Annotated in this window: 16 protein-coding genes; 7 read left to right on the top strand and 9 right to left on the bottom strand. The window is 64.2% G+C overall.

Translation table 11 applies throughout. The annotated features are described in order from the left end of the window. The first annotated feature begins 38 nt into the window (after positions 1-38). The 7 genes from ACTIFP_RS16390 to ACTIFP_RS16360 all read left to right on the top strand — a co-directional run bounded on the left by ACTIFP_RS16390 (position 39) and on the right by ACTIFP_RS16360 (position 8,145). The gene (locus ACTIFP_RS16390) at positions 39-1,571 is read left to right on the top strand and encodes an AMP-binding protein (protein WP_439569762.1); all 1,533 of its coding nucleotides are present in this window, start codon (positions 39-41) and stop codon (positions 1,569-1,571) included. Continuing rightward, positions 1,568-2,347, top strand: coding sequence for an enoyl-CoA hydratase/isomerase family protein (locus tag ACTIFP_RS16385; RefSeq protein ID WP_439569761.1), 780 nt, complete (start codon positions 1,568-1,570; stop codon positions 2,345-2,347). The genes ACTIFP_RS16390 and ACTIFP_RS16385 overlap by 4 nt, the downstream gene beginning before the upstream one ends. Positions 2,348-2,491: 144 nt before the next feature. Further along, entirely contained in the window at positions 2,492-2,935 is a 444-nt protein-coding gene (locus ACTIFP_RS16380; RefSeq protein WP_439569760.1) for a hypothetical protein, read from the top strand. 103 nt (positions 2,936-3,038) lie between these two features. Continuing rightward, the gene (locus ACTIFP_RS16375) at positions 3,039-5,210 is read left to right on the top strand and encodes a TonB-dependent receptor (protein ID WP_439569759.1); all 2,172 of its coding nucleotides are present in this window, start codon (positions 3,039-3,041) and stop codon (positions 5,208-5,210) included. Next, positions 5,207-6,094 carry an alpha/beta fold hydrolase gene (locus ACTIFP_RS16370; protein ID WP_054734988.1) on the top strand — a complete coding sequence of 296 codons (888 nt, stop codon included), beginning with the start codon at positions 5,207-5,209 and terminating at the stop codon, positions 6,092-6,094. The genes ACTIFP_RS16375 and ACTIFP_RS16370 overlap by 4 nt, the downstream gene beginning before the upstream one ends. Before the next feature lie 57 nt (positions 6,095-6,151). Further along, positions 6,152-7,114 (top strand): lipase family alpha/beta hydrolase, encoded by a 963-nt coding sequence (locus ACTIFP_RS16365; protein WP_439569758.1) that lies wholly within the window; start codon positions 6,152-6,154, stop codon positions 7,112-7,114. After that, positions 7,111-8,145 (top strand): lipase secretion chaperone, encoded by a 1,035-nt coding sequence (locus tag ACTIFP_RS16360; protein WP_439569757.1) that lies wholly within the window; start codon positions 7,111-7,113, stop codon positions 8,143-8,145. Before ACTIFP_RS16365 ends, ACTIFP_RS16360 begins: the two co-directional genes overlap by 4 nt. 103 nt (positions 8,146-8,248) lie before the next feature. Here the strand turns inward: ACTIFP_RS16360 and ACTIFP_RS16355 are convergent, their stop codons facing one another. The 9 genes from ACTIFP_RS16355 to ACTIFP_RS16315 form a co-directional block, all read right to left on the bottom strand. Beyond that, positions 8,249-8,428: a rubredoxin gene (locus tag ACTIFP_RS16355; RefSeq protein WP_439569756.1), complete on the bottom strand. Its 180-nt coding sequence runs from the start codon at positions 8,426-8,428 to the stop codon at positions 8,249-8,251. 5 nt (positions 8,429-8,433) lie between these two features. Next, positions 8,434-9,666 (bottom strand): cytochrome P450, encoded by a 1,233-nt coding sequence (locus ACTIFP_RS16350; protein ID WP_439569755.1) that lies wholly within the window; start codon positions 9,664-9,666, stop codon positions 8,434-8,436. 15 nt (positions 9,667-9,681) lie between these two features. After that, positions 9,682-10,434: a tyrosine-protein phosphatase gene (locus ACTIFP_RS16345; RefSeq protein WP_439569815.1), complete on the bottom strand. Its 753-nt coding sequence runs from the start codon at positions 10,432-10,434 to the stop codon at positions 9,682-9,684. Between the two features lie 54 nt (positions 10,435-10,488). Further along, entirely contained in the window at positions 10,489-11,589 is a 1,101-nt protein-coding gene (locus ACTIFP_RS16340; RefSeq protein ID WP_439569754.1) for an NAD(P)-dependent alcohol dehydrogenase, read from the bottom strand. Positions 11,590-11,608: 19 nt separating this feature from the next. Beyond that, a complete protein-coding gene (locus ACTIFP_RS16335; protein WP_439569753.1) occupies positions 11,609-12,577 on the bottom strand; it encodes a DUF7064 domain-containing protein in 969 nt (322 codons plus the stop codon). Beyond that, complete coding sequence (locus ACTIFP_RS16330; RefSeq protein WP_439569752.1) at positions 12,574-13,053, bottom strand: hypothetical protein; 480 nt, start codon at positions 13,051-13,053, stop codon at positions 12,574-12,576. The genes ACTIFP_RS16335 and ACTIFP_RS16330 overlap by 4 nt, the downstream gene beginning before the upstream one ends. Then, on the bottom strand, positions 13,050-14,210 hold the full coding sequence (locus ACTIFP_RS16325; RefSeq protein WP_145923686.1) for a phosphotransferase family protein: 1,161 nt from the start codon (positions 14,208-14,210) through the stop codon (positions 13,050-13,052). The genes ACTIFP_RS16330 and ACTIFP_RS16325 overlap by 4 nt, the downstream gene beginning before the upstream one ends. Continuing rightward, complete coding sequence (locus tag ACTIFP_RS16320) at positions 14,191-15,138, bottom strand: DUF7064 domain-containing protein (RefSeq protein ID WP_439569751.1); 948 nt, start codon at positions 15,136-15,138, stop codon at positions 14,191-14,193. Before ACTIFP_RS16320 ends, ACTIFP_RS16325 begins: the two co-directional genes overlap by 20 nt. Positions 15,139-15,226: 88 nt before the next feature. Continuing rightward, entirely contained in the window at positions 15,227-17,836 is a 2,610-nt protein-coding gene (locus tag ACTIFP_RS16315) for a TonB-dependent receptor (RefSeq protein ID WP_439569750.1), read from the bottom strand. Between the last annotated feature and the right edge of the window lie 2 nt (positions 17,837-17,838).

Below are 17,838 nucleotides of genomic sequence, written 5' to 3'. Positions count from 1 at the left end.
GTAACGAACGACGCGGTCGCGCCGGTGGAAGCGGGGCGATGAATCCGCAGGTGATCGCGCAGACAGCGCCCGATCGCCCGGCGACGATCATGGCGGCGACCGGCGAGACAATGACCTATGGCGAGCTCGACAGCCTTTCGCGCAGGCTCGCGGGCCTGCTCCGGCGGCTCGGCTACGGGCCGGGCGATCATCTCGCGATGATGATCGACAACGAGATCCTGTACCATCCGGTCGCATGGGGCGCCTGGTATGCGGGCCTCTATTTCACGCCGGTGAGCACCCGGCTGACGGCGAGCGAAGTCGCCTATCTGGTCGAAGACAGCGGATCGCGCGTCTTCATCGCCTCGCTGGCCTATGAGGCGCTGATCGCCGAGCTGAAACCCGGGCTGCCGCAGGTCGAGCACTGGTTTCTGACCGGCGCGGGAACGGGCGCAGCAGAGCCCTTGCTCCCCCTCCTCGACGCCGAGACCGAACTTGCCATCGGACCGGCCGACGCGGTCGGCGCCGACATGCTCTATTCCTCGGGAACGACCGGGCGGCCGAAGGGGATCAAGCCGCGCGGCGGGGCCACGCGCGACGAGCCGAATCCGCTCGCCTCGCTGCTGACAAAGCTATACGGGTTCGACGCCGCGACGCACTACCTGACCCCCGCCCCGCTCTATCATGGCTCGCCGACCAAATATTCGATGGCTGTCCACCGTGCCGGCGGTACCAATATCATCATGGAGGGCTTCGATGCCGAGGCTGCGCTCGCCGCGATCGAGCGTCATCGCGTGACCCACAGCCAATGGGTGCCGACGATGCTCCACCGCATGGCGCGGCTGCCCGATGAGACCAAGGCGCGCTACGACCTGTCGAGCCACCGCGTCGCGGTCCACGCTGCCGCGCCCTGCCCGCCCGAGCTCAAGCGGCAGATGATCGACTGGTGGGGGCCGATCGTCTGGGAGTTCTACGCGGGCTCCGAGGCGGTCGGCTATACCTCGATCGGCAGCGCGGAAGCGCTCGCGCGCCCGGGATCGGTCGGCAAGTCGGTCTTTGGGGATCTCCATATCCTCGATGGCGAGGGCCAGCCGCTCCCGCCCCGCGAAATCGGCCATATCTTCTTCGCCAATGGCCCGGCGATGGAATATCACAACGACCCGGCCAAGACCGCGCGCGCCTATAATGAGCGCGGCTGGGTCACGCTCGGCGACATGGGCTCGCTCGACGAGGAGGGTTATCTCTATCTGGCCGACCGCAAGGATTTCATGATCATCACCGGCGGGGTCAATGTCTATCCCGCCGAGATCGAGCAGCTGCTCGTCATGCATCCGGGTATCGACGATGCGGCGGTCTTCGGTATCCCCAACGAGGAGTTCGGGCAGGAAGTGAAGGCGGTGGTCCAGCCCGCCGCCTGGCCCGCCGACGAAGCAGACTATAAGGAAGAGATCATCGCCTATTGCCGCGCGCATCTCTCGCGGATCAAAGTGCCCCGCTCGGTCGATCTCTCGACGGAACTGCCGCGCCAGCCCAATGGCAAATTGTACAAGACCGCGCTGCGCGCCGCCTATCTGAAGGAAAGCCAGACATGACCAGCAAGGCCGAAAGCGAAAGCGTCGTCACCGAATATGAGGCGGGGCTGCTCCGGATCAATCTCGACCGGCCGGCCAGCGGCAATGCGATTACGCCGGGGCTCATCGCCGAGCTCATGGGCGCGGTAGCCGAGGCCGAGGATCCGGCGGTTCGGGCCGTGCTGATCGCGGGATCGGGCGCCAATTTCTGCGCGGGAGCCGACCTCAAACATTTCGCCGGGAAGCTCGACCGCGTCGCGGACGAACTGCAGGAGATGGCGACCGGATTCCACGCGATGCTCGAGCGGTTCTATCGCCTTTCCAAGCCGGTCGTGGCCGCGGTGCAAGGCAATGCGATCGGGGCAGGCTTCGGGCTTGCTCTCGCGGCGGACCTTGTCGTCGCGGGGAAGTCCGCGCGCTTTTCGACCGGCTATGCGCGGCTCGGGCTCAGCGCCGATGCGGGTGTGAGCTGGTTCCTGACGCAGGCGCTCGGCCCGCGGCAAGCAGGCGCTCTCCTGATGACGGCGCGTTTCCTCGCCGCCGAGGAGGCGAGGTCGCTCGGGCTCGTCGACGATGTGGTCGAGGATAATGCGCTCGCGGCCGCCGCCGAGAGTGCCGCGCGTGCGTTCGCCGAGGGGCCTGCGGGCGCCTATGCGGCGATCAAGCTGCTGACCCGGGCGGCGCGCGGCAATGATCTTCCCGCGCAGCTTGCGCTCGAGGAAGCCCATGTCGTCCGACTCGCCCGCGACCCCGCGGTCGCCGCTGCAATGGCCGCGCTGCTCAAACCGCGCGGCTAGACGCAGGATGCCCCTCACCCCGCTTGCGCCGTCCCCGTCGCATCGTGCAAGGTGGCAGCCGAAGGGGACATTGCGCCAATGCAAGAGAGTAAAACTGGAGGGAAGCGCGCGCGACGCGCCGGGCCCGACGCCTTTGCCGAGCGCGTGCTCGGCTATTTCTATCCCGTCCACTACCGGTTCGGCATGGAGATGGAGCAGGCGATGGGCCAAGGCCAGCTCGGCCGCAAGCAGGCCGCCCTCCTCTGGCTCCTGCATTCCGAAGCGGGGGCCGATGGCTGGATGCCGCGCAAGGATATCGAGGCGACGCTCGGCACCTGGTTCGAGATGAGCCCGCCCAATGTCACCAAGATCATTCGCGACACGGCCAGCCCGCCGCACGAAATGATCGAGATTATCGAGAGCCCGGGCTCGGGGCGCGAGAAAATGCTCCGGCTGACTTCGGCGGGCCGCGAGTTCGTAAGTACGATGATCGACTCGGCGACGAAATTCCTCACCGGACGCGTCGGCCATATGGAACAGGCCAAGCTGGCCGCCGGTCTTGCTTTCCTCGAAGAAGCCTTTGGACAGGAAACCAATTTACCAATTTGAAACTTCCAACTTGGAATCTTACAGAAACTGCATAATATAGGCGGCGCAGCTTGACGCTGCACAGGCGAGTCGCATCAGCGACCGCAGTTCGGGAGAGGACAGGATGGAATTTCGGAAACTGCGCCGCCGCGCGCTCATGGCCTTGTGCGCGAGTGCCGCCTTCTGCCCCGCCGCGGCGTGGGCGCAAAGCGAGAGCGACGGCGCCGCTGCTGCCGACGACGGCATGATCATCGTCACCGCGCAGAAGCGCGAACAACGCCTCCAGGACGTGCCCGTCTCGGTCACCGCACTCGGCAGCGCCCAGCTCGAGGCGGCGGGGATCGACAGCGGCACAGAGATCGCCCGCCAGACCCCCAATCTTCGCGTCTCGGTCCTCGGCGACGAGAGCCAGCCGAAGTTCGCGATCCGCGGCATCTCTACCCCCGAGTTCAACCTCAACGCCATCTCGCCGACCGGCGTCTTCTACGACGAGGTCTATGTGGGCTCCTCCTTCCTCGGCGGCGCCCAGATCTTCGACATCGAACGCGTCGAAGTGCTGCGCGGACCGCAGGGGACCTTGTTCGGCAAGAATACGACGGCGGGCGCGATCAACTTCATCTCGCGCGCGCCGACCTTCCGCAACGAGGGCGAAATCAGCGTCGGTTATGGCGAATATAATTACGCCGAGATCAAGGGTGCGGGCGAAGCGCCGCTGATCGAGGACAGGCTTTCGGTGCGCTTCGCCTTCAATGTCGCGCACTCGGATGGCTATATCGAGAATGTGAACCCCGCGGGGCGCGACCTCTCGAACATCGACCGCAAGGCCGGCCGTCTGACCGTCGGCTACAAGGACGACAGCGGGTTCGACGCGACGCTGCGGCTCTTCGCGGTCCAGAATGACGCGCGCGCGATCGGCGCGATCAACGAGGGCCTCGGCCCCGGCGGCACCAATGCCTTCGGCCTCAACCCCCGCCTCAATCCCTTCGACGGCACGCCGCTCAGCCGCCACCAGGTCGCGACCGACCGCTCGGGGGTGATCGAAGTGCGCGGCCGCGGCGCGATCCTGACGATGAACAAGGATCTGGGAGGCGTCACGCTGACCTCGATCAGCTCCTATATCGGCGGCCGCTTCCTCAATCTCGTCGATGGCGACGGCACGATCGCACCGCTCCTCCACATCGATTTCGGGTCGAAGACCGAAGAGTATAGCCAGGACCTTCGTCTCTCGACCAATGGCAACGGTCCGTTCAACGCGATCGTCGGCCTCTATCACCAGCGCGACGATATCGACATCGAGACGACCTATCTGCTCTTCGGCGGTCCACCGGTCTTCCCGGTGCTCACCCAGAGCTATGAGCAGGCGCGCCGCTCCTACGCAGTCTATGCCGACGGCACTTTCGACCTGTCGCAGGCACTCGCCGTCTATGGCGGTGTCCGCTACACATGGGACAAGGGCCGGCTCACCAATTTCCAGGTCGCGCCGATCATCCCGGTGCAGGCCGACAAGAGCTATAGCGACGGCGAGCCGACCGGGCGCATCGGCGTCCGGCTGAAGCCCAGCGAAGACATCATGCTCTACGGCCAGTTCGCGCGCGGCTACCGCAGCAGCGCAATCAACGGCGGCGCGCTCACCAACCCCGCCGACCTCAACGTCGCCAATCCCGAAAAGCTCGACAGCTGGGAAGTCGGCCTGAAATCGCAATTGTTCGATCGCATGCTGACGTTCAACGCCTCGGCCTTCCTCTACAAGTTCCGCAACCAGCAGTTCATCAACGTCGTCGGAATCGGCACGCAGCAGCTCGTCAACGCCGGCCGCTCCGAGATCAAGGGCATCGAGATCGAGGCCGCGCTTCGCCCCGCCGAGGGCCTGAGCTTCACCGCCGGACTCGGCCTCCTCGACAGCGAATATAAGGAGTTGCTGCTCAACGGCGTCGATCTTTCGGGCAACGAACTGATCGAGGCGCCGCACCGCACACTCAACCTCGCTGCGGACTACCGCGTACCCGTCGGCGCCGAGGGCTCGCTGAGCTTCCATTTCGATGCTACCAACGTCACCCGGCAATACTTTTCGGCAACGAACAGCGCCGATTTCCGCGTCCCCGCCTTCTGGGACCTCGGCGCGCGCATTGCCTTCGTCGAGCCGTCGGGCCGCTTCGAGATCGCCGCCTATGCCAAGAACCTCACCGACAACCGCAAGTCGACCGGCATCCAGATCGATCCCTCGACGCTCACCAAATTCTCTACCGTGCCCTATCCGCGCCGCTTCGGTGTCGAGCTGACGGCGCGGTTCCGGTGAGCGAAGCCGCGATCGAGGAAGAGCTTTTCCGGCTGCCCGCGCGCGGTGGTCATGCCCCGCTCGCGCGGCGCTGGTCCGTCGGCGCCCCGCCGCGCGCGATGTTGATCGTCGCGCACGGAATGGGTGAGCATGCAGGCCGCTATCTCGCGCCGCTCGCCCCGATCATCCGCCGCGGGGTCGACGTCGCGGCGATCGACCATCGCGGGCATGGCGAGGATGCGCTCGCGGCAGCCTCGCTCGGCGACTATGGCGAAGGCGGGTTCGCGGGTGTCGAGGCCGACCTTCTCGCGCTCGTCGACTGGGCCCGCGCGGCGGCGCCTGGCCGCCCCGTCATCCTTCTTGGCCACTCGATGGGTTCGATGATCGCGCAGGCGCTGGCGATCGATCATGGCGACCGGCTCGACGGTCTCATCCTCTCGGGATCGGTCGCGGTCGACCATATTCCGGCGGGCGGCGACCCCGCCGGGCTGATCGCGGCGTTGAATTCGCCGTTCGAACCCGCGCGCACCCCGTTCGACTGGCTGAGCCGCGACGAGGCCGAGGTCGACCTCTATCTCGCCGATCCGCTCTGCGCTTTCGGCCTTACAGACGCGAGCTTCGCCTCGCTCGCTGCCGCGGGGCCGCGCCTCGCCGATGCGGACGCGCTCGCGGCCATTCCGGCGAGCCTTCCCATTTATATCTTCTCGGGCGACATGGATCCGCTCCACTGCGTTCTCGGCGGCGTGACGCCGCTGATCGAGCGCTACGAGGCGGCGGGCAAGACCGTCGAGAGCCGCCTCTATGCGGGCGGGCGCCACGAAATGCTGAACGAGACCAACCGGGCCGAGGTCGTTGGCGACCTCTGGCGCTGGCTCGAGCCGCTCCTGTCCGAAGGGAAAGGCTGAGACCCGCCGCCACGCCCGCCGACCGATCCACAATGATAAACAATCGGGAGACGGACTATGAAGACGCTTACCAGCACGCTCTTGAAAGCGGGGGCGTTGCTCGCCGCCGCGCTGGCCGCCACGCCGGCGATGGCGTGGGATATCTGCTGGACGAACTGCGATTTTACGCGGACCAAATATCCGATCGTCCTCGAACATGGGCTCGCGGGCTTTAACGAGCTGGGCGGCGTCCTCCCCTATTGGAACGGCATCCCCGAAAATCTGCGATCGACCGGCGCCGAAGTCTATGTGACGCAGGTCAGCCCGTTCAACAGCTCGGTCGTGCGCGGCGAGTCGCTCATCGCCCAGCTCGATGACATCCGAGCCATCAAGGGCAATAACAGCCTCAAATTCAACCTGATCGGGCACAGTCAGGGCGGCCTCGACATCCGCTATGTCGCCGCAGTGCGCCCCGACCTCGTCGCCTCATTGACCACCGTCGGCTCGCCGCACAAGGGCTCGGACCTCATCACCTTCGACGTCAATGGCCAGCTCGTTCCGACGCCTGCCACCAACGCCTTCAGCAATTTCGTCAGCATGGTCTGGAGCTCCCTCGGCGGCAGCCCCGACCCGATCAGCATCACCGCGGTGCTCAAGAATTTCTCGCCGGCGGGAATCGCGGCCTTCAATGCGAGCTTCCCGGCGGGCATGCCGACGACGTCCTGCGGCCAGGGGCAGGCGGTCACCCAGACCAGCGCGGGGCCGATCCGCAACTATAGCTGGTCGGGCGACGCACCCTTCACCAATGTCTATGACCCGAGCGACCCCGCGATGGTCGCGCTCAGCCTGTTCTACGACGAGCCGAACGACGGGCTGGTCGAGCGATGCGCCAGCCATTTCGGCACGGTCATCCGCGACAATTACCGGATGAATCATCTCGACGAGGTCAATAATCTCTTCGGGCTGACCTCGGTGCTCGAGGTTGACCCGCGCACCCTCTATCGCAACCACGCGAACCGGCTGAAGATAGCGGGCCTGTGAAACGAGGAACCGCGCACGCCCGGCCGCATCGCAGGGCGGTCGTCATCGTGAGCGGCAGCGCGCTGCTCCTCGCGGCCATTGCGGCCTGGTGCATGGTTCCGGGAAGCGGCACCGGTGATGGCGAGCGCGGTTCGGTCGTCTTGCTCGCCGACACCGGCACGGCGGGAGCCGCGCGGGCGACTGTCGTAATCCCGGCGGCGGCGCATGCACCGCTGCCGGCATCGCTGGCCGGAACCGCCGTCGACGGCGGTTTCACGATCGACGGCGCCGGGCATTTCGTGCCTGACAGCAATGCTCTTCGTGTCTTCGAATATTTCTTCAGCGCCAAGGGCGAGGAAAGCCAGGAGGTGCTCCGCGGGCGTATCCTCCTTCACGCGGTCAACAGCGGGCTCGGCGAGAGCGCCGTTGCCGAGATCGCGGCCGTCCTCGATCGCTATATCGCGTATCAGGGCGCCGCGCGCGCGACGCTTGCCTCGGGGGCTGTGGGCCCGGCGGACCTCGGTGCAAGAGTTGCCGATATGCGCGCACTGCGAAGCACAACCCTCGGCCCCGCGCTTGCAAAGGCCTTTTATGGCGACGACGCAGAACTTGCCGACATCGAGATGCGGCGCCAGGCGATCCTCCGCAATGGGTCGATGACGAAGGACGATCGGCAGCGCGCACTCGCTGCGATCGAGGCGGAGTTGCCGACCGAGATAATTGGCGCCCGAAAACTCTCGAGCGCGCCGACGGCCTTGCACCTCAAGGTCGAGGCCCTTCGCGCATCGGGCGCTGCTGCCGACGAAATCGCCGCGCTCAGGCGCTCGGAATATGGCGCGGGCGCCGCCGAGCGCCTCGCTATGCTCGACAGGTCACGCGAAACGTGGAGCCAGCGCATGACCGTCTATCGCAGCGAGGAACAGGGACTGCGCTCGGCCTACGGCAGTCCGGAAAGCGCATCCTATCGGCGAGCGCTTGAGTCACTCCGCCAGCGGCACTTTTCCGCGGCGGAACTCGTCCGGGTTCAGGCGTTGGACGCAGAGGGGCTCTGAGTGACCGGCGTTGCGCACTTTCGCGCCGGCAAGCGACCTCGCGGTCAAACGTCGTCGCTTTCCTCTCAAACTGTCGGGAGAAAACGAGGCACGATCCAATTTCTCAATGCCAGTCGATCATCTCAAAGTCGCGTTTTTCCGACCCGCACTCTGGACAAATCCAATCGTCGGGGACGTCTGCCCAGCGCGTTCCCGCCGCGATACCTTCGGCGGGCCAACCAAGCTTTTCGTCGTAAATATAACCACAATTGAGGCATTTATAGCGTTTGAAGCCATCTGACATACGGCCTACCCCTTCCGTATCCGGACCGGCAGATGGTGAAATCCACGCGTGAAGCAGGACGGGATGCGTTCGGGCTCGCCCGCGATCTCCACCGTCATATCCCGCGCGAGCAATTCTTCGATCAGCACCTGCAGTTGCAACTCGGCGAGGCGCGCGCCAAGACAACGGTGGATACCGTAGCCGAACGACAAATGGCGGCGGCTGTTGCTGCGACTGACATCCCAGAGGTCGCCGTCGGGAAAAACCGCCTCGTCGCGGTTCGCTGAATTATACCAGAGCGCGACCTTGTCGCCGGCTTTCAGCTTTTGACCGCCAAGCTCGGTGTCCTGAACCACGGTTCGCCGCATGTGACAGATCGGGGTTTGCAACCGGATGGTCTCGGTTGCGGCGGTCGAGATCAGCGACCGGTCGGCCTTCAAACGCTCCCACTGGTCGGGAAATTTGTTCATTTGTTCGACCAAGCCCGACATCGAATTGCGCGTCGTATCGTTGCCCCCCACGAGCAGCAACGCGATCGCACCGATGAAGCGTTGTTCGTCCATATCCGCCATGACTTCCGAATGGGCCATGATCGACAGCAGATCGCCTTTCGGCGGCATCGCCTTGCGCTCTTCGAACAATTGTTTAAACGCTGCCGCCATTTCGAAGATATGCGTTTCCCGTTCGGCATTGAGCACCGGGTCGGGACCGATATCGATCTTGGCGGTCCAATCGGACCAGACGGGCAGCCGATGGCGATCGTCCCAGGGCCAGTCGAAGAGCGTGGCTATCATCGAGGTGGTCAATTCAATCGATACCCGCTCGACCCAGTCGAATGTCTCACCCACCGGCAAGCTGTCGAGCAGACGCGCAGTACGCTCGCGCAGCGCCACTGCGTGTTCCGCAATTTCCGACGGACCGAACGCCGGCGCAACGGTCTTGCGCTGCGCGCCATGTTCGGGATCGTCCATCGCGATGAACATCGCCAGTTTCACATTGGTATCCTGCATATCGAAAAGGACGATCCCGCCATGTTCGAACGACGAAGAAAATGTCTGCGGGTCAGCCTCCACCGCGACGATATCGTCGTAGCGGGTCATCGACCAATAGGGGCCGAACACGCTGTCGGGACAGTAATGAATGGGGTTCTCGGCACGAAGCTGCGCGAACAGCGGGCGCCAGCTGTCATCGGCATAGAGTTCGCCGCGTGAGACGTCGAGCGTCGCCATATCGCCCTTCGTCAGTGCTTGCGTCGCCATCGTCGCTCTCCTTGTTCAATTGTCTACGACCAGATTCCGGACAAGCGCCACGCGCGCCTTCGCGTTGACGCCGATCGCATCGAGATAGGCATCGATCGACCCACAACGCCCATCGATCTCGGCAAAAGCCGCGGCGAGATAGTCAGCTTTGACACCAAGCACCGCGTCCATAATGTCATCGGTGGGCGCAATCCCGCCCTCTTCGGCCGCGCGTTCCACCAACCGCGCACGCAGCGGTCCGGCGCTCAGCGCCTCTGTCGACCGCAGATAGTCCGCGATGACGGCTTCGAAGGGAACACCGAGGACAGTGAGAGTCAGCGCCGCAAACAGGCCCGTACGGTCCTTTCCCGCCGAACAATGGATAAGTACAGGGGCGCATCCGTCCGCCATACGGTTCAGCACGGTGTGATAGAGCGACTGGTAAACCGCGTTGAACGGCAGGTCGCGGTAGAAATCACGATAGCGACGATCGACCGCTTCGATATCGGCCATGCCGGGGCGGAAGAAGTTGAGATGGGGAGCGGTCTGGTCGGTCGCCTGACCATGCGCGATTATGCGATCCGCATGGTCGTCGATCCAGAAAGATGGCGCCTGGGCGCGTTCACCGGGATGCCGGAGGTCGGCAATAAGCGCGAAGTTCATTGTCCTTAGCTGGTCGGCCGTCTTATTGTCGACATGGCTTAGCTGGCCGGAACGATAAAGCTGCCCGCTTCGCACCCGGCGGCCATCGGCGGTCGCCACGCCTCCGAAATCCCGGAAATTGAAGATCGCCTTCCTCCTGTTTGCTGTTTACTGTTTATTCGCTGGCCCGCCTGACCCCGCCTAGAAGGTCAGTACCGGCTTGATCGCCGATCCATCCTCAGAGGCTTTTGCCGCCTCGTTGATCTGGTCGAACGGGAAAGTCTTGAGCAACCGGTCGAACGGAAATTTGCCCGCCTTGTACCAGGTGATCATCTGCGGAATGAAAGTCTGCGGATCGGCGTCGCCCTCGGTGATATATTTGATGATCGTGCCACGGACGAGCATGCTCATCATATTTGCGGGCAGCATCGCCTCGGGCGGGGGCACCGCGACGAGGCCGACGGTCCCATGGGCGATAGTCGTCTCGACCGCGACCGCCACGACGGCCGGGATACCCGTTGTATCAAGGGCAAGATTGACGCCGCCCCCCGACAGCTCCTTGACCGCTGCAAGCACATCGTCGGTCGCGGCGGGGTCGATGACATGCGACGCGCCGAGCTCGAGCGCGAGCGCGCGCCGCTCGGCATTGGGTTCGACGACGACAACGGTGCCCGCGTCCACCGCGCGCGCACCGAGCAGCGCCGAAAGGCCGACCGCGCCGCCGCCGAAGATTGCGAGCGACTGCCCGGGACGAAGGCCGAGCGAAATAACCGCGGCCCCTGCCCCGGTCATCACGCCGCAGCCGAGCGGGCCGAGGATGTCGAGCGGTAGGTTCTTGTCGACCTTCACCGTGTTGCGCCGATGGGCGATCGCATAAGTGCCGAAGGAAGATTGGCCGAAGAAATTGCCATGGATCACCGCGCCCGCCTGGCTCAGCGGCGAACTGCCGTCCTCGAGGCGGACCCCGGCAAAATTCTTGCCGAGAAACTGGTGGCAATAGGCGGGCAGACCTTCGTCGCAGGTCGGGCAAGCCGCGCAGCTGTCGAAGCTCAGCACCACATGATCACCGGCCGCGAGATCGGTGACCTCGGGACCGACGGCCTCGACGACGCCCGAGCCTTCGTGCCCGAGCACGATCGGGAGCGGCACCGGAAAGCCGTCGCGCGCCACGAGGTCGGTGTGGCACATTCCCACGCCCACCATCCGAACCCGGACTTCCGCGCCGCGCGGCTCGGCGACCTCGATGTCTTCGATGACGAAGGGACCGCCGACATTGCGGACGATGGCTGCACTGGCTTTCATGGCGGAGTTCCGTTCTCGATCAATAGCGGGCGCGGATGGCGTCGCGGTGGCGCGTCAGATAGGCGCGGCTGAGGCCAAGCTGCTGCACGCCCGTGCCGACCAGACCCTTGTGCGCGGCGCGAAGCGACGATTGCAGGTAGGTGTTCGACGGATAGGGCGCCCAGTAACAGCCGTTGGTCGTCGAATAGGTGAAGTCGAACGACTTGCCGCGCGCGTCGGTGACGCTGACCGCCCCGCCCATCGGCATGGCGCCCTTATATTCCTGGCGCCCGCTCGCGCGCACGAGCCCTGAAAGTTCACCGTCTTCCAATATATAGCCGCTGATCAGCGCGCCGAACTCGTTGGTCGCGGCGATATCATGCTTGACGAACATATGGCAGGTCAGCGCCTCGCCGAAGCTGACGTGCCACCAGATCACCGCGCCATTTTCGCGCTCGGGACGCGGTCCCCAGCTGCGGTCGCCGGTCTCGACGCAATCGACGGCATAGGACTGGCCGCGTAACACCAGCTCGCCGGTGATGCGGTACGTCATTTCATAATGGCCGGACCAGCTGCTGTCCCACGCGGGTCCGTTTCGATCGGCCGCCAGCGGATCGATCGCCGGGTCGTTGATGTCGTAGGCGGTATGCAGCGCATGATAATCGAGCTTGAACCAGGTGTCGTCGATCCCCTGATATTCAACGCGGTAATGGTTTATCGGGTCGATCGCCTTGACCGTAAGACCGTTGGGTAGCGTGAAGTCGCTCAGCTTCTCGGGACAGGGCATATGCTGCTGATTGTCGATATAGGCCTGCTCCTCCCACAGGTCGCTGATCCGGTCGAGGATGGTCACATCCGCCATGCACACGCCGAGCATCGGGCGCGCGACGACATAGACTATGACGTTGATGTTCGCCTCGGGGACGCAGAAGGGAAGCGCTATCGTCTCGACCCATTGCCAGTGCGAGTCCGGCGTGAAATGGAAATCGGCGTCCTCGGCGCGGATCATGCCGCCGCCTCCATCGTGTCGAACCCGTAAGGGAGAAACCAGCGCCGGTCCTTTTCGACACGGCGCGCTTCGTGGCCGAGAATGAGCTGCGGCAACTTGGTCTTGGCCGCTTCGCTGCCGTCGGCCGACACCGCCTGGACAAGATCCTCGATGGCCTTGTTGATCGCGCTCAGCGCTGCCCGAACGCCGGATATATCGCCTTCGAGAACCGCATCGAGCCTGCTCCGGGCGGCGGCGGTCCGGGGACCTCCATCGATCGCATCGGCGAGTTCGGATGCGAGCAGACGCGCGTCGGCGAGCTCTTCCGCCTCGAAATCCTGGATGCCGTCGATCTGAAGGCGGAGGATCTGCAGATGGCCGATCGCGAGCTGAGCCTGCTCCTGCGCCAGCGATGCATCAGCGGGCAAGTGCGGAAGGATCACTTCGGTGAGCGAGCGAATGATGCTCGCGATCCGTTCGTCGGTGCTAGGGGTCATGCCGGGGCTCCCTTGCTCAGAAGGCGTACAAGGTCGTTCGCGAACATCGGCGCCGCAGCGGCGAGGAAGGTCAGCAGCACATCCTGGTGATTATGCTGCGACCGCGCCGCGGCCAGACCGTTGGCCGCAACGATGACATTGCACTTCCAGCTCGACATCACGTCATAATAATGAAGCGTCCGCCGGTTCACGGACCGTCCCGAACGGCGCTCATATTCGCCGATGAACTCCTCGCGTTCGAACAGGTCGCTGGCGCGAAACGTGCCGTCGGGATCGAACGCCCCGAAGATTTCCATCAGCACCCATCCAAGGTCCTCGTGATAGTCGCCGATGCGCGCCAGTTCCCAGTCGAGGAGCGCGGTGATCTCGCCGCTTTCCTCGTCGAAGAGATAATTGCCGGTGCGATAGTCGCCGTGCAGCATCACGAGATCGGCGGTGTCGGGCATATTGTCGGCCAGCCACTGGCTCGCGAGCGCCATGATCGGCCGGGCCTCGCCCTCGTCGACATCCCAAAGTTCGCGCCAGTAATTATAGGCCCAGCGCGCCGCCTGCTTCGGGTCGGCGTCGGGAACTTCGAACCCGGGAAGCGGATTGGCGCGGAAATCGTAGCGATGAATCTCGACGAGGTGATCGAGAAACTGGTCCTTGATCTTTGCGCGGAGGTCCGGCCCGAGCCATGTTCCGAGGCCGGAGACTTTTACCCCGGCATCGCTCGGCTTCGTCACCCCCGAAACGACGCGCAGGATCGCAGCCGATTGCGGAAAATGCTTCGCGTCATTGTCGATCCACACCGGTTCGGGAACGGGGACACGTCCCTGCATCGCGCCGATCAGGATGAATTCGCGCTCGCGATCGGTCTCGGTGATCGCCGAACGCGGGTCCATGCGCAGCAGGAATTTCTCCTCTTCGCCGCCTTCCGAGAGCGTGAAGAAGAACTGCTCCTTCGACGCGCCACCGCCGACGCGGCGGACACCGGAGACGGCCGCCCCAGGTCGCTCCTTGGCGAAGAAGGTCGAGAGAATCTCGACGATCTCGTCGGTGAGCGCCGCGCGATAGGGCGGCAGGCTGCGGTTTGCGCTGCGACGGCCGATAATATGCCGATGGACGGCTTCCATATCGTTCAGCATCGTCGGGCGCTCAATAAGGGCCGTGTGCACGGATATGCTCCAGATAATCAGTGGGCCAGCAACACTCCATCCAGCCGACGCCTTCCTTGCCGTCGATGATGGAGCGGCCGCCGCTCTCGTTGAGGCTGCAATTCGGTACGGGCTTCAGCGTGTAGCAACCGAACACGTCGGTCTTGATACTCGTCGTTCGGCCGGCTTCGTCGACGATCTCGGCGGTGTAGCCGGTCTGCCAATATTGATCGTCATAGATGACATCGACCGCGACGGTCTCGACGCGCGATGCCTTGCCGTCCTTGTAGACATAGCCGCGGATGTTTTCCTTGCCGAGCGCGTTGAAGCGCCAGAAGTGCACCGAAATCTCGTCGCCGACCTGGCCGACGAACCATTCATATTGCTGGAAAGGCACCCAGTCGCGCGTGCCCCAGCTATGGTCGCGGTGGCCGGTGGCGTCGAACTCGATCACGCGCTCGCCGAGACGCAGCGTGCCCCTGACGCGGCCGGCCTGTTCGATGCGATCGGTCGCGCAATAGGCAGGGCAGCCGCGCGGGTCGGATGCATAGGCATAAGGCGGATGGAAGGCGTTGAATTCGAAATCGAGCGTGGCCTCGGGGGTTTCCCAGCGAACATGCGCGGCGCCGAACTGGAGATCCTGCTGCATCTCGAAGCCTTCGATCTGCCAGTCGTCGAAGCCCATGTCTGGAGAAACCGGACGGTCGGCGAGGCGCTGCTGGATCGGATCGCCGCCGACGCCCGGCCCGAAGACGGCGAGCGCGGCACCGGCGACGCTGTCCTTCGAGACCCAAGTGTAGGTGAAGAAGGCGATCTGATGCTCGGGGAGCACGACGATATAGGGAATGGATTCGCGTCCCATGGCAACGTCGGGGAGCTTGTGACGCCCGTCATGGACGACATCGATCTCCATATCGGGTTCCACCCAGACATTGCTCTCAAACATCATCTCTCTCCAATTTTCTTATTGAAATATATGCGGTTACTGCATCGCGGCCCCGGCGGGAGGTTGCCAGGACCGCGATGCCCCCTTTTGCCTAGAACCGAAGCGTCGCCTCGACACCATAGGTGCGCGGCTGGGCGCGAACGCGGTAGCCAGTGCCGAACAGATTCTCGAGGCTGATACCGAACGGGTAGTAGAGCTTGTTCGTCAGGTTCTTGCCCCAGACCGAGATCGAATAATTGCCCATCGTATAGGTGGCACGGGCGTTGGCGACCCAATATTTGCCGTTGCCGTCACCGAACTTGCCCGAGGCCACCGCCGGGAGCGGGCCGCGGCTGTAATCCTTGAACGAGTCGAAATAGAACTGGCCGGTGTAATTGACGTCGCCGTGCAGCGTGAACTTGTTGTCGCCATCGTCGATGACGTCCCAATCGGCGGCGAAGGACGCCGACTGCTTGGCGGCATAGGGGAAGGGATTGCCCCCGACGCTGACCGGCCCGCCCGAGGATACGACGCAGCTGCCGAGCTGCGCGGGGAAGTTAGGAATCGTCGACGGATCGGCGGGGCAGTCGCCGCCCTTGTAGCTTGAGTCCAGCAAACCGAAGGAGGCGCTGAGCGTGAAACCGTTGACCGGTTCGACGATCGCTTCGACCTCAAGGCCCTTCAGCGTCCCGTCGAGCGAGATGAGGTTGGCGGTTGCCGACGCATCGACCACCTGTCCCTGCTGCCCCTTATATTTATAGTAGAAGGCCGAGATGTTGAACTGGGCGCGATTGTCCCAGAAGCGCGACTTGATCCCGCCTTCGAACGCATCGACCTGCTCGGGCTTGACGAAATAGACCTGGTTGGCGCTGCCATAAGCGAGGCCGTTGAAGGTCCCCGAGCGGTAGCCGCGGCTGTAGCTGGCGTAGACCATGACATCCTCGACCGGCTTCCAGTCGACGATCGCGCGCCCGGTGACGCGTCCCGTCGAGCCCTGGTTCCTGAGACCGCCCGGAAGCGGGATCCCCAGACCCTGGAAGGACGGGATGACGACATTGCCCGCCTCGTCGCGCACATCCTGCAGGAAATAGGGGGCGAAGGCCCCGCCCTGCTGGAAATCGGAGACGGTGATCAGGCGCGCCGTGCCGGTATCGTCAAAATAGGTGGTGACACCGTCGAGGAAGCGGTTCTTGTCCTTCGTGTAGCGCAGGCCCGCAGTGAACTTGAGGGTCGGCGTCAGCTCGTAGCTCGCCTCGCCATAAGCCGCATAGGACGTGCGCTTCTGGACGAAATGCTGGGTCGCATAGATGCCGGTCGGGAGCGAGCCTGCCGAGAGCGCGGTCCCGTTGAACGCGCCGCCCGGGTTGAAATAGCTCGCCGGAAGACCGACCGCGGCCCGCACATCGCGCAGGAAGTTGAAGAAGTCGGGGGTGTTGTCTCCCGTCACCTTGTCCTTGCCGTAGAACGCTCCGACGATCCCCTTGAACGGACCCCCGTCGAAATCGAGGCGCACGTCCTGGTTGAACGCGCTGAACTTCGACCGGTAGCCGATCGCGCAGAGGCGGAGCGGGGTGCCGTCGCAGTCGGTCGACGACTGCGAGTAGAGTCCGTCGTCATAGCCGCTCACCGAGATGAGCTTCAAATTGTCGGTGAGATCGATGCGGGCGTCGAAGACCACGCCGCGGGCCCGTGACGTCGCGACACCGACCGAGTCGAGTTCGACTTCGTTGATCCCGAGGCCGCGGCCCGACTGGCTGTAGCTCGTCGGAAGGAGCCCCGCCGGCGCGAGCGCCGAGAAGAGCCCGCCGAGCAGGAAGTTCGGGTTGGTGTAACTGATCACATCGCTCGTGCGCGACGAACCGGTCGGAATCGGGCTCTCGGTGCCGCCTTCGGCTTCGGCTGCGTAGACCTTGAGCTTGAGATCGACCGTGTCGACGGGTTTCCAGCGCATCGACAGGCGAAGGCCGTAGCTCTGGGTACCGCCGGGGCTCCGGCCGGTGTTGAAGTTCAACCCCGACGCGCCGCCGGCGGCCGCCGTGCTCGGGCCTTGGGGCAACCGGTTCTTGATATAGGAATCGGCATCGACATAGGTGGCCGCGAGGCGGATACCGAATTTGTCGGGCGACGGCGTGACTTCGATCGCGCCCTCGAGGTTGATGCGGTTGTAGTTGCCGTAGCCGGCGGTGAAATAGCCCTCCTGCCCTTCGAGCTGCGGTGACTTGGTAATGAAGTTCACAGCGCCGCCCGTGGTGTTTCGGCCGTAGAGCGTTCCCTGCGGGCCGCGTACGACTTCGATCTGGTTGAGATCGTAAAGCTGCTGGCCGTGGCTTGAGCGGAATGCCTGATAGACTTCGTCGACATACACGCCGACGGGCGAGGCCGCGTTGGCGTTGAACTCGGTCCCGACGCCGACGCCGCGCACCGAAAAGTTCGGCTGCTGCTGGCCGTAAGGCGACGACACCTGGAAGTTCGGCATCGTGTTGTTGAGGTCGCTGGTTTCGAACACGCCCTTGTTCTGGAGCGCCTCGGACGAGATCGCCGACACGGCGACCGGGACGTCCTGCAGGTTTTCGGATCTCTTGGTGGCGGTCACGATGATGTCGCTGAGACCGACCTGGTCCTGCGTGCCGGCATCTTCCGCCGGCGCTTCCTGTGCGAAGGCGGGCAACGACAGGGTGGCGATCGCGACGGCGAGCATGCTCGCGGATATAGACGTCTTCATTA

Source organism: Sphingopyxis sp., from assembly GCF_051861155.1.
Lineage (GTDB): Bacteria > Pseudomonadota > Alphaproteobacteria > Sphingomonadales > Sphingomonadaceae > Sphingopyxis.
This window is presented reverse-complemented; position numbering and strand designations above follow the sequence as displayed.